A 16144-nucleotide genomic window follows, 5' to 3' on the forward strand; every position below is an offset into this window, starting at 1 on the left:
ATCGCGATGGCGGGAAACGGCCGTGGTCAGTCGGTGGAGAGGGGTAGTTGTGGTGATGAGCGGTGCGGTGGACAGCGACGACGGCGCGGGGCGGGCGTTCATCGGGTCCTTCACCTCGGCGGGCGGACGGGGAATCACCGTCGCCGCCGTGGACCGGGAGACCGGGGCGCTGACCGTCCTCGGCGCGACGGACGCCGTTCCCGACCCCTCGTACCTCACCCTGGGCCACGGACCGGGTCCGGGCGGCCGTGTGCTCTACGCCGTCAGTGAGACCGAGCACGGCGCGGCCGCCGCCCTCGACATCACCGGTGAGGTGCCGGAGCCGATCGGCGGGATCCGGCCGGTGGAGGGCAGGGGCCCGACCCATCTCGCGCTCGCGGGCGGTCATCTGCTCACCGCCAACTACGGCTCGGGCAGCGTCACCGCACTGTCCGTGCGGGCGGACGGTTCCCTCGGCGCCGCCACCTCCGTGCTCAGGCACGAGGGCAGCGGTCCGGACGCCGACCGTCAACGGGCCCCGCACGCCCACCAGGTGCTCCCGGACCCGTCGGGGAACTGGGTGCTCAGCGTGGACCTCGGGACCGACTCCGTACGGATCTGCGCGCTCGACCCGGCCACGGGGGCGCTGCGGCTGCACGGGGAGACGGCCCTGCGGCCGGGCACGGGACCGCGTCATCTGGCCTTCCATCCCGCGGGCGGCCACGCCTACGTCCTGAACGAACTCGAACCGACCGTGACCGTATGCGTGTGGGACGCCGCCACCGGGATCCTGGAACCGGTCGGTGAGACGTCCGTGCTGCCCGAGGGACCGGCGGCGGACGGCGACACGGTGACGTACCCGTCCGAGGTGGTCGTCTCGCACGACGGACGGTTCCTCTGGACCGCCAACCGGGGCCACGACAGCATTTCCGTCCTCGCGCTCGACGCGGCGGGCGCGAAGGTGTCCCTGGTCACGACTGTGGGCTGCGGCGGACACTGGCCGCGCGACCTCGCGCTCGACCCCACCGGGCGACGGCTGTACGCGGCCAACGAGCGGTCCGGCAACGTCAGCTGGTTCACGCTCGACCCGGCAACCGGCGTTCCGCGCCACGCGGGCTCCCTGGACGCCCCCGCCGCATCCTGCGTGATCTTCGCCTGACGCACGGCACGACGCAGTACCGCGTCACGAGTTCATGCCACGCACGACGCGATCGCCGGACGGGCCGGAGAAATCCGGCCCGTCCGGCGATCGGGGACGCACACCCTGCCGGACGTACCCGGCATCGGGTCAGTGCGCCTGAGCACCCTGCGCCAACGCCGGCGCGATGCCGAGCGCCGTCGTGTACATCGACAGCACGAGCTTGCCGATCGCGGGATACGCGCCGAGCGGCTCGGCCGTCGCACAGCCCGCCTCCTTCGCGGCAGCGTCCAGCAGTCCCTCGGGCACCTCGGGGCCGACGAGGTACGGCGCCAGCGCGAGCTGCGCCGAGCCGGAGCCCGTCAGCTGCTCGGCGATCGACGCGACGGAACCCTCCACATCGAGTGCGGCGGCCATCACCGGTACCGCGAGCCGGGCCGCGAGCAGCATGCCGGTGATCCCGGCGGCCTGTACGGCCTCCTCGCCACCCACGGTGACCAGCACGATGCCGTCGGCGGCCGTCGCCACGGTGAAGAGCCTGGCACGGTCGGCGCGGGCCAGCCCGGCCTCCGAAAGACGTACGTGGAGCGCCTCGGCGAGCAGCGGGTGCGGGCCGAGCACATCGGTCAGCTCGACCTGCGTACCGCTGTCCATCACGGCCTGCCGTATCCGCCGGACCAGGGCGCTGTCCGGCCCCGCGAGCAACGGCACCACGACAGCGGAGGGACCCTCGGGCTCGGCGACCTCACGGCCGGCGGCCTGCGCCTGCTCGAAGCGCGCGACGCGCTCGGCGGCGCTGTGGGCGAGTACGGACGAGAGCGTGGGGTACTCGTCGTCGTCACCGTCGAGATAGCCGATCCGGGCATCGAGGCCGGGCAGCTCGGAACGGGCGATGCTGATCACCTCCTCGGCCAGGCCACGCGTGACCGAAGAGGGGGTACCGGGAACGGCGAGAACGAGCGCGGCGGCGCCCTCGGGTGCGACCACGGGCTCCGGGCGGCGGTGCCGTCCGGACTGGCGAGGTCGCGGCATTCGTACAGGCAGGCCGGAAGCGGGCCCAGTGGGGGTGCTCATGGCGCCGCATGCTACTGGTTTTGGGTACGCCTCCGTTCGGGGAGGGCCCAGTCGGGCGTTATCTGTCCGCTTTTATCCGATGGGAGGCTTACCGGTCGACTGTCCTGTTCTGTCGGTGGCTGTTCAGGCGCTGCCCAGGATCGTCACTGAGTACGCGGAGCAGTGTCGGATGGCGCGGCAGCCGCAGATCCCCGGTGGCCAACGCCTGGGCGATGGACAGTGCACCGGTCAACGGATCACCCGAACCGGGGACCGTCCGTGCCTGCGGGACCTGCCGGGCCAGTTCCTCGCGCAGCGGTACGAGCAGCGGATCACCCATCCGGAACAGGCCACCCGTCAAGGCCACTTCGTACCGTTCGTCGTCGGATCCGGCCTTCGGGCACACCGCCGCGGCGGCCTCAGCGATGTGCTCCGCGGCTTCGCGCAGAATGCCCGCGGCCACCGGATCGTGCCCGGCGCACGCGGCGACCTCGGGCGCGAACGAGGCCAGCACGGCAGGGCGGTCGGTACGCGGATAGAGAAGTCCGGGCAGTTCCGGCGCAGGCCCAAACACCGCCTCCATCCGGACCAGCAACGCGGCGGACCCGCCGCGCCGGCCGTCGTGGGCGCGCATGGCCGCGTCGAGGCCCGCCCGCCCGATCCAGGCGCCGCCACCACTGTCACCCAGCAGATGCCCCCAGCCGTCGGCCCGGTGCCAGCCGGTCAGATCCGTGCCCAGCGCGATCATGCCCGTGCCACCCGCGACGACCGCCCCCGGACGCTGACCGACCGCACCCGCGTACGCGGTCACCGCGTCGGCGGCGAGAGCCAGCCGGCGCACCCCGAGCGCGTGCTCCAGGGCTGAGGGGAGCTCGGCGCGCAGTTGTCCGCCGAGTGTCGCCATACCGGCGGCGCCGACCGCCACGGCGGCGATCTCGGAGCCGGTGCCCGCGCCGTGCCCCTCCAGCAGTCGACGGGCCGCGGGCAGCAGTTGCTCCAGCAGATGGCCCGCTTCGATCCCCGTGGCTCCGGTGCGTACCGGCTCGGCGCAGACCGTCGTGTCCACCGGGGCGGACGCGCCGACGGTGCCCAGCGCCACCCGCAGCCCGGAGCCGCCCGAATCCACGCCGAGCACGTACGGGCCCCTCCCACCGTCCCCACGCGCGCCGGCAGCGCTGTTTTCCGGCGAACGCCCGCGTGAGCTCATGGACCGGCTCCAGGAAGAAGAGAAAGGACGGCGGCAGCCTACCCCCGGTATCGCGAGCCGTGACCGGCGGCGTGGAAGATCGGCCTCCACGTCGCGGCTCCGAGCGCGAAGCCGGTCGTGTACGCCGGTAGAGTGATGCTTTGTGGCACCACGACCGTTGAACGAAGTAGTTGAGTCCGGCTGGGCCGATGCGCTTGCCCCCGTGGCCGGTCGCATCGCCGCGATGGGCGATTTCCTGCGCACGGAGGTAGCGGCACGTCGCACCTACCTGCCGTCCGGAGCGAACGTGCTCCGCGCGTTCCAGCAGCCCTTTGACGACGTACGCGTCCTGATTGTCGGTCAGGACCCCTACCCGACGCCCGGAATGGCGATGGGGCTGAGCTTCTCGGTGGCCCCCGAGGTGCGTCAGCTGCCCGGCAGCCTGGAGAACATCTTCCGGGAACTGCATACGGACTTGGGGCTGCCGAGGCCGTCCAACGGCGATCTGACACCCTGGACACGTCAGGGTGTGCTGCTGCTGAACAGGGCGCTCACCACGGCACCCCGCAAACCCGGCGCGCACCGCGGCAAGGGCTGGGAGGAAGTGACCGAGCAGGCGATCCGGGCTCTGGCCGCACGCGGCAAGCCGCTGGTGTCCGTGTTGTGGGGGCGTGACGCGCGCAATCTGCGACCGTTCCTCGACGGCTTTCCGGCGATCGAGTCCGCGCACCCCTCGCCCATGTCGGCGGACCGCGGCTTCTTCGGCTCGCGCCCGTTCAGCCGCACCAATGAAGCGCTGCTCCGCCAGGGAGCCCAGCCGGTCGACTGGCAACTGCCGTAGTCCGCGGCAGTCGCACGGCCGCTCCGCCGGACGCGGCGTGGCACCGGTTCCCTCACGGGGCCGGTGCCACGTCCTTCGGTCAGTTGCGTCGCACGTCGCCTGTCATGACGCGTCCCGCACGGTCCCGGTGACGATCGGCCTTTCGTGCGGCTCCCGGGCGTCGTCGCAGGTGATCAGCCGCATCCGCCGCGATTCCTCGGGCTCGCTCAGCCCGTCGTCTCGGTGGGCACCGCCACTTCGGCACTCCGCCGGCCGGCGGGTACGACGGCGGCCAGGTACGGACGTTCAACCACCTGGGACAGCGGCCGGGCCGAGCGCGGCGTCTCACCGAAGTTCTCCCGCAGCCGGCGCTCTTCGACATCGAGGGTGGACGACTCCGCCCCGCGCTCGACCGGCAGGAAGTCGAAAAGGGCGAAGTCCATGTCGATGTCGACGACCGCGGAGAGCGTCGGACGCCAGGTCGGGCTCTGCCCCTCGGTGACCTGGTCCGCGACCGGTGTCAGGGAGACCGTGGGCATCGGGTCGCCGTTCTTCACCGTCACCCCGCCGTAGTGGGAGCCGACGACCGCACCGCGAACCGCCTTGGCGAACACGCCGTGCGAGACGTCGTAGCCGTAGCGGGTGTTGCCCCGTACCGCGACCGGCACGTCGAGGTCCTCGCTGCCCGGACGCACCGTCACCGTCCGGTACGTGGCCTCGTCCAACGCACAGCCGTGCGCCCGTCACGGCGACCGACGAGTCCGGCAGGAACTCGGGCGTGCGGTTCCCACCCACGGCATGGGTGAGCACGCGTGCGGGGTCCGCCGAGGGCGCGCGCCGGTCCGAACCGTCCAGCAACGGGCGTACGCGGTCGTCGCCGGCGACGAACAGCCGGGCAGCCGCACCGACTTCGGTGACGCCCTTGCCGACTGCGGCCAACCCATGGCCAGGGCGAGTACCGCCAGGGCGGTGGTCACCATGCGCGAGGCAGGGGTCAAAAAGGTACTCCCGGTCATCGGCTTGCTCGAACACCCAGCGGTCCCCGGGGCCCCAGCTCCCGGAGGGCGGCGATCGACACCCGAGGGTTGCCTTGCGCCCCGCCCCGCACGGCGCGGCCCGGCACCGCACCGCACCGCACCGCACGGCGCGGCCCGGCACCGCACCGCGCCGCACAGCGAGGAACGGATTGGCCAGAAGGATGAGTTGAGCCGATGACAGGCCTGTGGATCCCGCGTGCACGGCCCCGGCCGATGCCCCGTCGCCCCGGAGTGTGCGGGGGAGGACGTGGTGCTCCGGAGCCGTGCTCAGGCGACTGGGAAGCGACCCCGGTCGTCAGGGGCCGACGACCGCCGCCCGGACACAGAGGACATCCGGCAGATGCGAGGCGAGCTGCTGCCAGGTGTCCCCGTCGTCCGCGCTCGCGTACACCTCGCCGTTGCGATTGCCGAAGTAGACGCCCGCCGGGTCGGCGTCGTCCGTGCAGAGCGCGTCGCGCAGCACTGTGCCGTAGTGCGTCTCCTCGGGCAGGCCCGCCGACAACGGCTCCCAGGTGCTGCCCGCGTCGCCGGTGCGGAACAGCCGGCAGCGGTGCTCGGCCGGTACGCGGTCGGCATCGGCGTTGATCGGGAAGACGTACGCCGTGTCCGCGCGGTGCGGGTGCGCGGCAGCGGCGAAACCGAAATCGGACGGCAGGCCCCGGCCGATGTCCGTCCAGTTGTCTCCCGAGTCGTCGCTCCGGAACACACCCCAGTGGTTCTGGAGATAGAGCCGGTCCGGATCGACGGCGTCCCGGGCCACCTTGTGGACGCACTGGCCGAACTCCGGATTCGGGTCGGGGAGAAAGACCGCCGACACCCCCTTGTTCGACGGAGCCCAGCTCGCACCGCCGTCCTTGGTGCGGAACACGCCGGCCGTGGAGACCGCGACCGTCACGGCGTGGGCATCCCTCGGATCCGTGAGGATGGTGTGCAGACCCTCGCCGCCCCCGCCCGGCACCCACTTCGAACGCGTCGGATGCTCCCACAGCGGTCGGACCAGCTCGAAGGACGCCCCGCCGTCCTGGGAACGGAACAACGCGGCGGGCTCCGTCCCGGCGTAGACGACATCGGGCGCTTCGGGGCCCGCAGGGTGCAGCTGCCAGACCCGCTCCAGCGATGCCTCGGTGAACCGGGGGAACTTCACGGCCGGTTGCTGCGGCTCGACCCAGGTGCCGCCGAGATCGTCGGAGTGGAACACCGAAGGGCCCCAGTGCGCGCTGTCCCCGCCGACCAGCAGCCGGGGGACGCGCCTGCGGGTGTCGACGGCGATCGAGTAGATCGCCTGGGCATTGAAATGCGGGCCGTCGAACTCCCATGTGCCACCGCGCCGGTGGCCGATGAAGAGTCCCTTGCGGGTGCCCACGGTGAGTAGTACGTCGGTCATGACCGAACCTCCCGAAACGCCGTTGTGTCGGATACGCGCCAGTCTGCACCCCACCACTGACAGCGGCCCGCAAGGCGGCCCCGGACTCCGGGCCCTGTTGCTTCCATGACCGGCGAAGTACGGTGCAGCAGGTGGGGAAAGCGCTTGCCGAACGCTCTGGCCGAGCGACCGAGGAGCACCTGTGCCGACCTTCGAGGGGCTGCCCGGCTCCGACGCCGTCTCCCCTCTGCGGGTATACGACCGGCCCACCGAGGACGGCCTGCGCGGCGGGACGCCCCACGTCCATCTCGCCTGCTCCGAGGGGCATGTGGTGGTCGCGGGCGCGGGCTCGGTGCAGACCCTCACCGCGTCGGGGTTCCGGCAGACGCCACTGACGCCGGGGGCCCTGGTCCGGTTCACGCCGGGCACGATCCACCGCCTCGTCAACGAGGACGGGCTGCACATCGTCGTCCTCATGGAGAACAGCGGACTGCCCGAGGCCGGTGACGCCGTGGTCACCCTGCCGCCTCGCCACCTGGCGGACTCCGACGCCTACCGGGCGGCGGTCGTCCTTCCCGTCGACGGCCCCGAGGCGGAACAGGAACGGGCCGCACGTGTCCGGCGTGACCTCGCCGTCGAGGGGGTTCCTCGCGCTGCGCCGGGCCACCGAGGCGGGCGACCCCGAACCGCTCGCCGCCTTCCACCGGGCCGCCGCCGCACTCGTGCGTCCGAGGACCGAGGATTGGGGGAGCGCCGGCGGAAGGGGGCCGCCGCCGCGTTCGAGGCGACCGGCGACCGGCGGCCGGCTCGACGCTCTGGCGCGTGGCGACGGCGGATACCTCGCCGACGCCTGTGTGCACGCCGAACATTCCTCCGCATACGGCACGTTCGGTATGTGCGGGCGCCTGGACGTCTACCGCGGCTGACCGGCCCCGGCGCCGTCGGCGCCTGCGGAGCGCACCAGTATCCGGCTCGTGCCGCCGTCGTCCTCCCGCGTGTCCCCGACGTGCCGGAAGCCGATCCGTCCCAGCAGCGCCAACGACGCCGCGTTCTCGGCGGCCACCGTCGCGTACACCTCGCTGAGCCCGAGGGCGTCGAATCCGTACGAGGTCAGTATCCGCGCGATCTCGGTACCGAAACCCACCCCCCACGCGGCCGGAGCCAGGGCGTAGACGATCTCGTGGCCGTCCACGTCCGGGGACGGGGAGGGCTTGATCTCCGCGTGGCCGACCAGGCGGTCGCCGTGCCGCACGGCCCACACGTCGAAGAGCCTCTGTGCGTACACCTTGCTGAAGACCCGCCCGAACAGGGCGCGGTCCTCGTCCTCGGTCTGCGGCCCGTCACCCATCCACCGGGAGACCCGGCTGTCCTGGAAGAGCGCCACGAAGTCGTCCTCGTCCGCGGGTGTGTACGGCTCCAGGACCAGTCGCCCGGTATGCAGCGTGGGGGTCGTCATGGCGCGGGACGCTACGTGGCTCCGGTCCGGCCCGCAATGGAATAGCAGTGCAGGCCGGACCGGGTGAGCGGGGCCCGGCGGAAAGGGGCGGCGGCGGGGCTCGGCGGTGCTGCTGCCGAGCACCAGCCTCAGCCCTTCCTCCCGGGTGACGTTCTCCACCCCTCGGACGACCTCCATGGCCCAGGCGCTGTCCAGCTCGTGGAAGACGAGGCCGATCAGCTGGGACTGTGTCGTGGAGCCATGCCTGCGGCGGTAGCCGTGCCGCAGCGGCAACTCCTCCACCTTGGTCCGCGCTCCGACGGGCCGGCGCGTGTGCTGGAATTCTGGAGGGCCGACCCGGCGGTGCTGCCATGGACCCGGTGGTCGGCGCCGGTGGCCGCGGGCCCAGCGGTCCGCGTCCGCCGGAGAGCCTCCGGCCGCACCCGGCCGAGGGGTGCGGCCGGGCAAGGGAGAACAGAGTGATGACGAGTGGGATCGAGGACCGCGAGGGACGCGGTGTGGATCTGGAGGTGGTCCCCGTCGGCCCGGGGGTCGAGATCCGGGTCACGGCGCCGGCGGGCGAGTCCGTGCTGGTCTGTACTCCTGACCGCGCCCGGGAGCTGGCGGCGGCCCTCGCCCTGGCGGCGGACGGGGCCGAGAGCGCGGGGTCGGCGGAGCCCGTCACCGTCCAGGCGCGCGAGCTGCGCCGGGGGGACGTGCGGGACGGCGACCGGACCATGACGGTGGAGGGCGTCAGGATCGACGGCGCCACCGCCCATGTGACCTGGAAGTCGGGCGCCGGACGCAGCTGGACCCAGGGGTACGACGCGGACGCGGTCATCACGCTCAGGCGTCGCGGATAGGCCGCGTACGCGCGCGTGCCCCAGAGCGGTGCGTGAGGCCCGTTCCCGCCCGGGAACGGGCCTCACGCACGTCCGCTCCTTTGTACGAGAGTCTTCGTAATTTGACGACTCTCGTAGTACGGTATGTATCGTACTAGCGAGTCTTTCGTGCCGTCGAAACGGAGTCCGACGTGAGTGCCCTCTTCGAGCCCTACACCCTGCGGTCGCTCGTCATTCCCAATCGGGTGTGGATGGCGCCCATGTGCCAGTACAGCGCCGAACCGGTGGGGCCGAACGCGGGCGTCGCGACCGACTGGCACTTCGCCCACCTCGCGGCACGCGCCATCGGCGGAACGGGGCTCATCCTCGCCGAGGCGACGGCCGTCAGCCCCGAGGGCCGGATCAGCCCGGCGGATCTCGGCATCTGGAACGACACCCAGGTGGCCGCCTTCCGCCGGATCACGGACTTCCTCAAGGGGCAGGGATCGGTTCCCGGAATCCAGCTCGCACACGCCGGCCGCAAGGCGTCGACGGCGGCCCCCTGGCTGGGCGGCGACCCCGTCGGCCCGGACGCGCACGGCTGGACGCCGGTCGCCCCCAGCCCGCTGCCGTTCGACGACGGTCACCCCGTGCCGCGCGAGCTGACGGTGGACGAGATCCGGGGTGTCGTCGATCAGTTCCGCGAAGCCGCCCGCCGCGCGCTCGACGCGGGCTTCGAGGTCGTCGAGGTGCACGGAGCCCACGGATACCTGATCGGGCAGTTCCTCTCCCCGCACAGCAACCGGCGTGACGACGAGTACGGCGGCAGCTTCGACAACCGCGTCCGCTTCGCACTTCAGGTCGTCGACGCGGTGCGGGAGGTCTGGCCGGAGGAACTGCCCGTCCTTTTCCGGATCTCCGCGACGGACTGGCTCACGGAGAACGACGAGGACGAGCGCGAGGGCTGGACCGTCGACGAGACCGTGCGACTGGCCAAGGAGCTCCAGGCCCACGGCGTCGACCTGCTGGACGTTTCCAGCGGCGGCAACGCCCCGCGCGCCCGCATCGAGACCGGACCGGGCTACCAGGTTCCCTTCGCCGAACGGGTCAAGGCGGAGACCTCGCTCCCCGTGGCGGCCGTGGGTCTGATCGCCGAGCCGCAGCAAGCCGAGAAGATCATCACCGAGGGTCGGGCGGACGCGGTCCTCCTCGGGCGTGAGCTGCTGCGGAGCCCGTCGTGGGCCCAGCACGCAGCCCGTGAACTCGGCGGCGAGCTCCGCACGCCGGACCAGTACCTCCGCGCGGTCTGACAGTACGGCCCCGCTTCCGGCACCGGACCTCGCCTCGAACCGGGCGCCGTGTCCGTCAACACTCCTGACGCCGTATCAGGCACCGTACCCGGGCCTCCGCCGTACTTCCGGTGGGGGCCCGGTGGTGCGTTCCCCCGCGGGGAGGGGGCGCGCCGGGTGCCGTCGGCGCTGCCCGGCGCGGAAGAGGTCGCGCAGCAGAGCGATTTCGGCGCCGTGGTGCAGCAGTTACTGGCCGACCCGCCGGACTGTCTCGATGAACGGGTCCTCGGGGTCCTGCCGTGTGGGTACATGTTGTGCCCCACCGTGTTCCAGCGCCGCGTCGTCTGCGCTGAGCGGGGTCTTGCGTCGGGCCGCGGCGCCGGAGCCGAAGTGTGCGACGGCGGTGACGGCGTCCGCGGCGACGCGGTGGTGGTCCCGGGTCGGGGGTGCGTGCCGGTCGTGTGATCGGCGCGCGGCGGCCGGGAGTTCGCCGAGGTGGCTCAACCGCCACGCGAGGGTGGTGAACGGCGACGGCGCGGGGTGCGGCGAGTCGGGCCGCCCGACCGGACCCTGACATGGCGGGCACGGCGCCGCGCCGCATTCTGTGCCCCGAAGCCGCACCCGAGGAGGCCCACCGGTACGCCAGGGGTCCAACACCGGCCGGGTGACCCCCGCTTCGTCGCTGCCTCGTCAGGGTCGGCCCGTTGGGTCGGGGCCGGATACGGCGTGACTCCCGAAGGTCGAGGTCATTGACCCGCGGGGAGCCATGAACTCCATGTTGGGCAGGGCGACTTGGGTGAACCCCTGCGCTCCTGGGCGCATTGGCCCGGCAGCGGTGCGATACCGGGAGGACGCCCTCCGGCACATTTCGGAAACGCGCTGTACGCACTCTTGCCGCCCGCGCCGCGCCGCCTATATAACGTTGTAAACCGAGCCGCCGACAGGCTGCGCAGGCGCTCACCACCACCGTCTCCACGGCTGTCCAGGCAGCTCGGGGCGGGATCGTGGGGAATGCGGCGGCAGCAGCGGCCCGGCGGTTGATGCATCGTCCGGTCATGCCCCGACCGCACGCCTCGGAGTGTGCCGTCACCTCGCCAAGGAGCGTCCCGCGCATGATGATCCAGCGCCGATCCCGTACCTTCGCCGTGGCCTGCCTCCTGGCCGCCACCGCCACGCTGGCCGCTTCCGGCTGCTCCAAGTCGGAAACCCCGAACGGGACGGGCGGTGACAGTGCTCAGGGCGCCCAGGCAGCCAAGTCCCCGGAGAGCAGCTCCGGTTCGGGCTGCTCGCTGCAGACTTACGGCGCGCCGAAGCTGGACCTCAAGGACGCGGTGGTCGGCTTCTCCCAGTCGGAGAAGGAGGCCAACCCGTTCCGTATCGCCGAAACCCAGTCCATCAAGGACGAGGCCGAGAAGGTCGGCGTGAAGAAGCTGCTCACCACCAACGCGCAGTCGCAACTCTCCAAGCAGATCAGCGACATCCAGGACATGCTGTCGCAGGGTGCCCAGTTCCTCATCGTCGCCCCGCTGAACTCCGACGGGCTGGAGCCGGCGTTCAGGGCGGCCGCGGCCAAGAAGGTCCCCGTCCTGACCATCGACCGCAAGGTCAACTCCACCGCCTGCAAGGACTATGTGGCCTTCCTCGGCTCCGACTTCGTGGAGCAGGGCAAGCGCGCGGCGGACGCGGTGATCAAGGCGACCGGCGGCAAGGGCAAGGTCGCCATCCTCCTCGGTGCCTCGGGCAACAGCGTCACCACCGACCGCACCAAGGGCTTCGTCGACCAGCTCAAGGCGCAGGCCCCCGGCCTGGAGATCGTCGCCCAGCAGACCGGCGAGTTCGCACGTGACAAGGGTCAGCAGGTCATGGAGCAGCTGATCCAGTCCAAGCCCGACATCACCGTCGTCTACGCGGAGAACGACGAGATGGGGCTCGGCGCGGTCACCGCGCTGAAGGCGGCTGGGAAGAAGCCCGGAAAGGACGTCAAGATCGTATCCGTGGACGGCACCCGGAATGCCGTGCAGGCCCTGGTCGACGGCGAGTACAACGCCGTCATCGAGTCGAACCCGCGCTTCGGGCCGCTCGCCTTCGCGACCGCTCAGAAGTTCTACGGCGGCGAAGAGATCCCGGAGAACGTCATCATCTCCGACCGGGCGTACGACGAGTCCAACGCCAAGGCCTCGCTCGGCGGCGCGTTCTGACCGCAGCGGTCCGCAGGGACCCGCGACGTCCTGGTCCACCGCCGCCGCGAAGCCTCGCGCCACGGCGGCACCCGGCCCCGCCGTGGCGGCACGGGCCCACCCCCCTGGAACAGCGGAAGGCCGATACCGCCCATGGCACCACCCGAAGCAGTACCACAGGCGCCGGAGCCCGCCGTCCACCCCACGGAGGTGACGGTTCCACCCGCCGTCGGCACCGTCCTCGAAGCCCGCTCGGTGAGCAAGCGGTTCCCGGGCGTCGTCGCCCTCGACGGCGTCTCCTTCGCCCTGCGCGCCGGGGAGACCCACGCCCTGGTGGGGGAGAACGGCGCGGGCAAATCCACCTTGATCAAGGTGCTGACCGGCGTCCACCGCCCCGACGAGGGCGAACTGCGGATGAGCGGTCGCCCCGTGGCGTTCGCCCGGCCGTTCGAGGCACAGCAGGCCGGGATCTCCACGATCTACCAGGAGGTGAACCTCGTCCCGCTGATGAGCGTGGCGCGCAACATCTTCCTCGGTCGTGAGCCCAAGAACCGCCTGGGCCTCATCGACTTCTCGCGGATGCACCACGAGACCACGGGACTGCTGGACGGCTTCGGTGTACGTGTCGACCCCCGAAGGCCCCTGCACACACTGGGCATCGGCACGCAGCAGATGGTCGCCCTGGCCCGCGCCGTCTCGGTCGACGCCCAGGTCGTCATCATGGACGAGCCCACCTCCTCGCTGGAGCCGCGCGAGGTGGAGACCCTCTTCCGGGTCATCGAGAACCTGCGCGGCCGGGGCATCGCCGTTCTCTACGTCAGCCACCGCATGGACGAGCTCTACCGGATCTGCGACCGCGTCACCGTGCTGCGCGACGGCCACCACATCCACACCGGCGACCTCGCCGGCCTCGACCGGATGCGGCTCGTCTCCATGATGCTCGGCCGCGATCCGTCCGAGGTCCGCCGCACCGGCCTCACCAGCTTCGGCGGCGAGGGACACGACGCGGCACGGACCCCGGTACTCACCGCGACCGGCCTCAACCGGCGCCACCAACTCCACGACATATCCCTGTCGTTGTACGGAGGCGAGGTGCTCGGCCTCGGCGGCCTCCTCGGCTCCGGCCGCAGCGAGACGGCGAAGGCCCTCGCGGGTGCACTGACCCTGGATTCCGGCGAACTCGCCATCGAGGGACGGAAGCTGCGCAGGATCAGCCCGGCCGGTGCCATCCGCTCCGGAATCAGCCTGCTGCCCGAGGACCGCAAGGCCGAAGGCATCGTGCCCGGCCTCTCCGTGCGCGAGAACATCGTGCTGGCCGCCCTGCCCCGGCTCTCCCGCTTCGGGGTGGTCTCCCGCCGCAAGCAGGACCGCGTCGTCGACATCTTCATGAAGCGGCTGAGGATCAAGGCGGCGAGTCCCGAGCAGAAGGTCGGCGAACTCTCCGGAGGCAACCAGCAGAAGGTCCTTCTCGCCCGCTGGCTCTGTCTGGAGCCCAGGGTGCTGCTGCTCGACGAACCGACTCGCGGCATCGACGTCGGCGCCAAGGCCGAGGTCCAGGGCCTCATCGACGACCTCTCCCGTGAGGGCCTCGCCGTCCTGCTCATCTCCTCCGACATCGAGGAACTCATCGAGGGCGCCGACCGCGTCGTCGTCCTGCGCGGCGGCTCCGTGGCGGGCGAACTCGCGGGCGACGAGGTGACCGAGAGCCATCTGCTCGAAGTGCTCGCCGACCACGCACCGGCGCCCGCCGGAAAGGCCCCGGCCGCCCAGGAGGAGCCCCGATGACCCAGGCCGCCCTCGCCACCTCCGCCCACCCTCTGGCGCGGCTGCGCGACCCCGCCTGGTACCAGGAGTACGGCGTGTACGTCGCCGTGGCGGTGGTACTCGTCTTCAACGCCCTGTTCACCGAGCACTTCATGACCGCCGGCAATCTGCGCACCCAGCTCGTCCAGGTCGCCCCCGTCGTCATCGTCGCCCTCGGCATGGCCCTGGTCATCGGCACCGAGGGCGTCGACCTGTCCGTCGGTTCGACGATGGCGCTCGCCGCCGCGCTCCTGCCGCTCTACCTCGGATACGGGCTCGTGCCCGCGCTCGTCGTGGCGCTGCTCGCCGGCGCCGCCGTCGGCGCGGTCAACGGCGCACTGGTCTCGCTCATCGGGCTGCAACCGATCGTCGCCACACTCGCGCTCTTCGTCGGAGGTCGGGGCCTGGCCCTCGTGATGGCCGACGGCCGGCTCAAGCAGATCGTCAACCCGGATCTGCTCTCGCTCGGGACCGGCTCCTTCCTCGGCATCCCGCTGGTCGTGCTGATCGCGGCGGTCCTCGCCGTGGCCGTCGCCTTCCTCGTGCAGCGCACCGCCTTCGGCCGCCGGGTCGTCGCCGTCGGTGGCAACCGCTCGGCCGCGGCCCTCGCCGGACTGCCCGTACGGCGCGTACTCATCGGTGTGTACGTGCTCTGCGGCGTACTGGCCGCCCTCGCCGGCATCCTCGCCACCGCCAGACTGACCGCCAGCGACCCCTCCTCGCTGGGCACCCTCATGGAACTCTCCGCCATCACGGCGGTCGTGGTCGGCGGCACCCCGCTGAACGGCGGTTCCGTCCGGGTGCTCGGCACCGTCGCGGGCGCCCTGCTGATGCAGCTGCTGCACGCCACTCTGGTCAAGCACGACCTGCCCGACTCCACCGCACAGATCGCCCAGGCGGCCATCATCATCGCCGCCGTCTACGTCGCCCGGGAGCGTCGGTCCCGATGAACGAAACCCCAGCTGCCGCGGTGGCCCAGTCACCGGCACCGCGAAAGATCCCGGCGGTGTCCGGGGACGGAGAGCCCCGTCGGGCATCCGATTCCGGGCCCGCGATGACACGGCGGCTCGCCGGACTCCTCCAGCGCCAGGGCGTGCTCGCCGTGCTGCTGACCGTCGTGATCACCGCCTCGTTCGTCTACCCGACGTTCGCGACGCTGGACAACGCGCGCGGTGTGACCGTGCAGGCGTCGTTCCTCGCCGTGGTCGCCCTCGGCATGACGGTGGTCATCATCACCGGCGGCATCGACCTGTCCGTCGGCTCCGTCTTCGCCCTCGGCGGTGTGCTCGCCGCCTGGGCCTCGCAGGGGGGCTTCCTGCCCGCGCTGCTCGTGCCGCTCGTGGTGTGCGGCGCGATCGGTCTGCTCAACGGCCTCCTGATCGCCCGTGCCTCGATGGCTCCCTTCATCGTCACCCTCGCCACCCTGCTGGCCGCCCGTGGCATGCTCCTCGCCCTCACCGACGAGGGCGCCACCACCTATCTCGTCCCCAAGGGTTCCGCCTTCGCCGAACTGGGCCAGGGGAGCATGTGGGGTTTCGGATACCCGGTCCTGATCGCCCTGGTGCTCTTCGGCGCCGGAGGACTGCTGCTGCAGCGCACCTCGTTCGGCCAGTCCCTCTTCGCCGTCGGCGGCAGCAGCGACGCGGCCACCCTGATGGGCCTGCCCGTGGCCCGTACGAAACTCCTGGTGTACACGCTCAGCGGGCTGCTCGCCGGACTCGCCGGTGCGCTGAACGCGGCCAGACTGTCCTCCGGCGTCACGATCGTCGGTGTGGGCATGGAACTCGACGCCATCTCCGCCGTCGTCATCGGCGGCACTCTTCTCGTCGGCGGCGCCGGATCGATCAGCGGCACCCTCTGGGGCGTCCTGCTGCTGGCCGTCATCCAGAACCTCATCAACCAGATCGGTTCGCTGAACTCCTCCTACCAGTCGGTGGTCAGCGGAGGGTTCCTTATCGTTGTCGTGGTGGCCCAGCGCTGGCTCGCGCGCGGCCGCAGAACCACCTGAGCCGTGCCGGGCGGGGCAGCGCCCGCTCCTCGAAG

At 71.6% G+C, this 16144-nt stretch carries 14 protein-coding genes and 3 pseudogenes; 10 read left to right on the forward strand and 7 right to left on the reverse strand.

All coding sequences use genetic code 11. The features are described 5' to 3' along the window. The first annotated feature begins 55 nt into the window (after positions 1–55). Positions 56–1138 carry a lactonase family protein gene (locus ACZ68L_RS27215; RefSeq protein ID WP_469581462.1) on the forward strand — a complete coding sequence of 361 codons (1083 nt, stop codon included), beginning with the start codon at positions 56–58 and terminating at the stop codon, positions 1136–1138. A gap of 129 nt (positions 1139–1267) precedes the next feature. Here ACZ68L_RS27215 and ACZ68L_RS27220 read toward each other — a convergent pair whose 3' ends face one another. Further along, a complete protein-coding gene (locus ACZ68L_RS27220) occupies positions 1268–2191 on the reverse strand; it encodes a sirohydrochlorin chelatase (protein ID WP_469581465.1) in 924 nt (307 codons plus the stop codon). Positions 2192–2279: 88 nt separating this feature from the next. After that, on the reverse strand, positions 2280–3296 hold the full coding sequence (locus ACZ68L_RS27225) for an N-acetylglucosamine kinase (RefSeq protein ID WP_469581557.1): 1017 nt from the start codon (positions 3294–3296) through the stop codon (positions 2280–2282). A gap of 223 nt (positions 3297–3519) precedes the next feature. Here ACZ68L_RS27225 and ACZ68L_RS27230 point away from each other — a divergent pair, with 223 nt between their 5' ends. Next, positions 3520–4197: a uracil-DNA glycosylase gene (locus tag ACZ68L_RS27230; protein ID WP_469581468.1), complete on the forward strand. Its 678-nt coding sequence runs from the start codon at positions 3520–3522 to the stop codon at positions 4195–4197. 206 nt (positions 4198–4403) lie between these two features. Here ACZ68L_RS27230 and ACZ68L_RS27235 read toward each other — a convergent pair whose 3' ends face one another. The 3 genes and pseudogenes from ACZ68L_RS27235 to ACZ68L_RS27245 form a co-directional block, all read right to left on the reverse strand. Next, positions 4404–4901, reverse strand: a complete 498-nt coding sequence (locus ACZ68L_RS27235; RefSeq protein ID WP_469581471.1) for a hypothetical protein — start codon at positions 4899–4901, stop codon at positions 4404–4406. A 1-nt stretch (position 4902) separates the two neighbouring features. After that, positions 4903–5097, reverse strand: a pseudogene (locus tag ACZ68L_RS27240) (hypothetical protein); the annotation flags it as partial. Between the two features lie 411 nt (positions 5098–5508). Continuing rightward, on the reverse strand, positions 5509–6597 hold the full coding sequence (locus ACZ68L_RS27245; RefSeq protein ID WP_469581474.1) for a WD40/YVTN/BNR-like repeat-containing protein: 1089 nt from the start codon (positions 6595–6597) through the stop codon (positions 5509–5511). Positions 6598–6778: 181 nt separating this feature from the next. Between ACZ68L_RS27245 and ACZ68L_RS27250 the strand changes: the two are divergent. Beyond that, positions 6779–7502: pseudogene (locus tag ACZ68L_RS27250) on the forward strand (cupin domain-containing protein). Here ACZ68L_RS27250 and ACZ68L_RS27255 read toward each other — a convergent pair. Further along, positions 7490–8032, reverse strand: a complete 543-nt coding sequence (locus ACZ68L_RS27255; RefSeq protein WP_469581560.1) for a GNAT family N-acetyltransferase — start codon at positions 8030–8032, stop codon at positions 7490–7492. The pseudogene ACZ68L_RS27250 and the gene ACZ68L_RS27255 sit on opposite strands and share 13 nt — an antisense overlap. A 108-nt stretch (positions 8033–8140) precedes the next feature. After that, positions 8141–8314, reverse strand: a pseudogene (locus ACZ68L_RS27260) (LacI family transcriptional regulator); the annotation flags it as partial. Positions 8315–8493: 179 nt separating this feature from the next. Here ACZ68L_RS27260 and ACZ68L_RS27265 point away from each other — a divergent pair. The 7 genes from ACZ68L_RS27265 (at position 8494) to ACZ68L_RS27295 (ending at position 16109) form a co-directional block, all read left to right on the forward strand. Further along, positions 8494–8874 carry a hypothetical protein gene (locus tag ACZ68L_RS27265; RefSeq protein ID WP_469581476.1) on the forward strand — a complete coding sequence of 127 codons (381 nt, stop codon included), beginning with the start codon at positions 8494–8496 and terminating at the stop codon, positions 8872–8874. 170 nt (positions 8875–9044) lie between these two features. Beyond that, on the forward strand, positions 9045–10142 hold the full coding sequence (locus tag ACZ68L_RS27270; RefSeq protein ID WP_469581479.1) for an NADH:flavin oxidoreductase/NADH oxidase: 1098 nt from the start codon (positions 9045–9047) through the stop codon (positions 10140–10142). Between the two features lie 156 nt (positions 10143–10298). Then, positions 10299–10586, forward strand: coding sequence for a hypothetical protein (locus tag ACZ68L_RS27275; RefSeq protein WP_469581482.1), 288 nt, complete (start codon positions 10299–10301; stop codon positions 10584–10586). Positions 10587–11233: 647 nt separating this feature from the next. Continuing rightward, positions 11234–12319 carry an ABC transporter substrate-binding protein gene (locus ACZ68L_RS27280; RefSeq protein WP_469581484.1) on the forward strand — a complete coding sequence of 362 codons (1086 nt, stop codon included), beginning with the start codon at positions 11234–11236 and terminating at the stop codon, positions 12317–12319. Between the two features lie 132 nt (positions 12320–12451). Further along, positions 12452–14083, forward strand: a complete 1632-nt coding sequence (locus ACZ68L_RS27285) for a sugar ABC transporter ATP-binding protein (protein ID WP_469581487.1) — start codon at positions 12452–12454, stop codon at positions 14081–14083. Beyond that, positions 14080–15051 carry an ABC transporter permease gene (locus ACZ68L_RS27290; RefSeq protein WP_469581490.1) on the forward strand — a complete coding sequence of 324 codons (972 nt, stop codon included), beginning with the start codon at positions 14080–14082 and terminating at the stop codon, positions 15049–15051. The genes ACZ68L_RS27285 and ACZ68L_RS27290 overlap by 4 nt, the downstream gene beginning before the upstream one ends. After that, positions 15048–16109, forward strand: coding sequence for an ABC transporter permease (locus ACZ68L_RS27295; protein ID WP_469581493.1), 1062 nt, complete (start codon positions 15048–15050; stop codon positions 16107–16109). Before ACZ68L_RS27290 ends, ACZ68L_RS27295 begins: the two co-directional genes overlap by 4 nt. The last annotated feature ends 35 nt before the right edge of the window (positions 16110–16144 follow it).

The sequence above is a fragment of the Streptomyces sp. NPDC104309 genome (assembly GCF_055584025.1).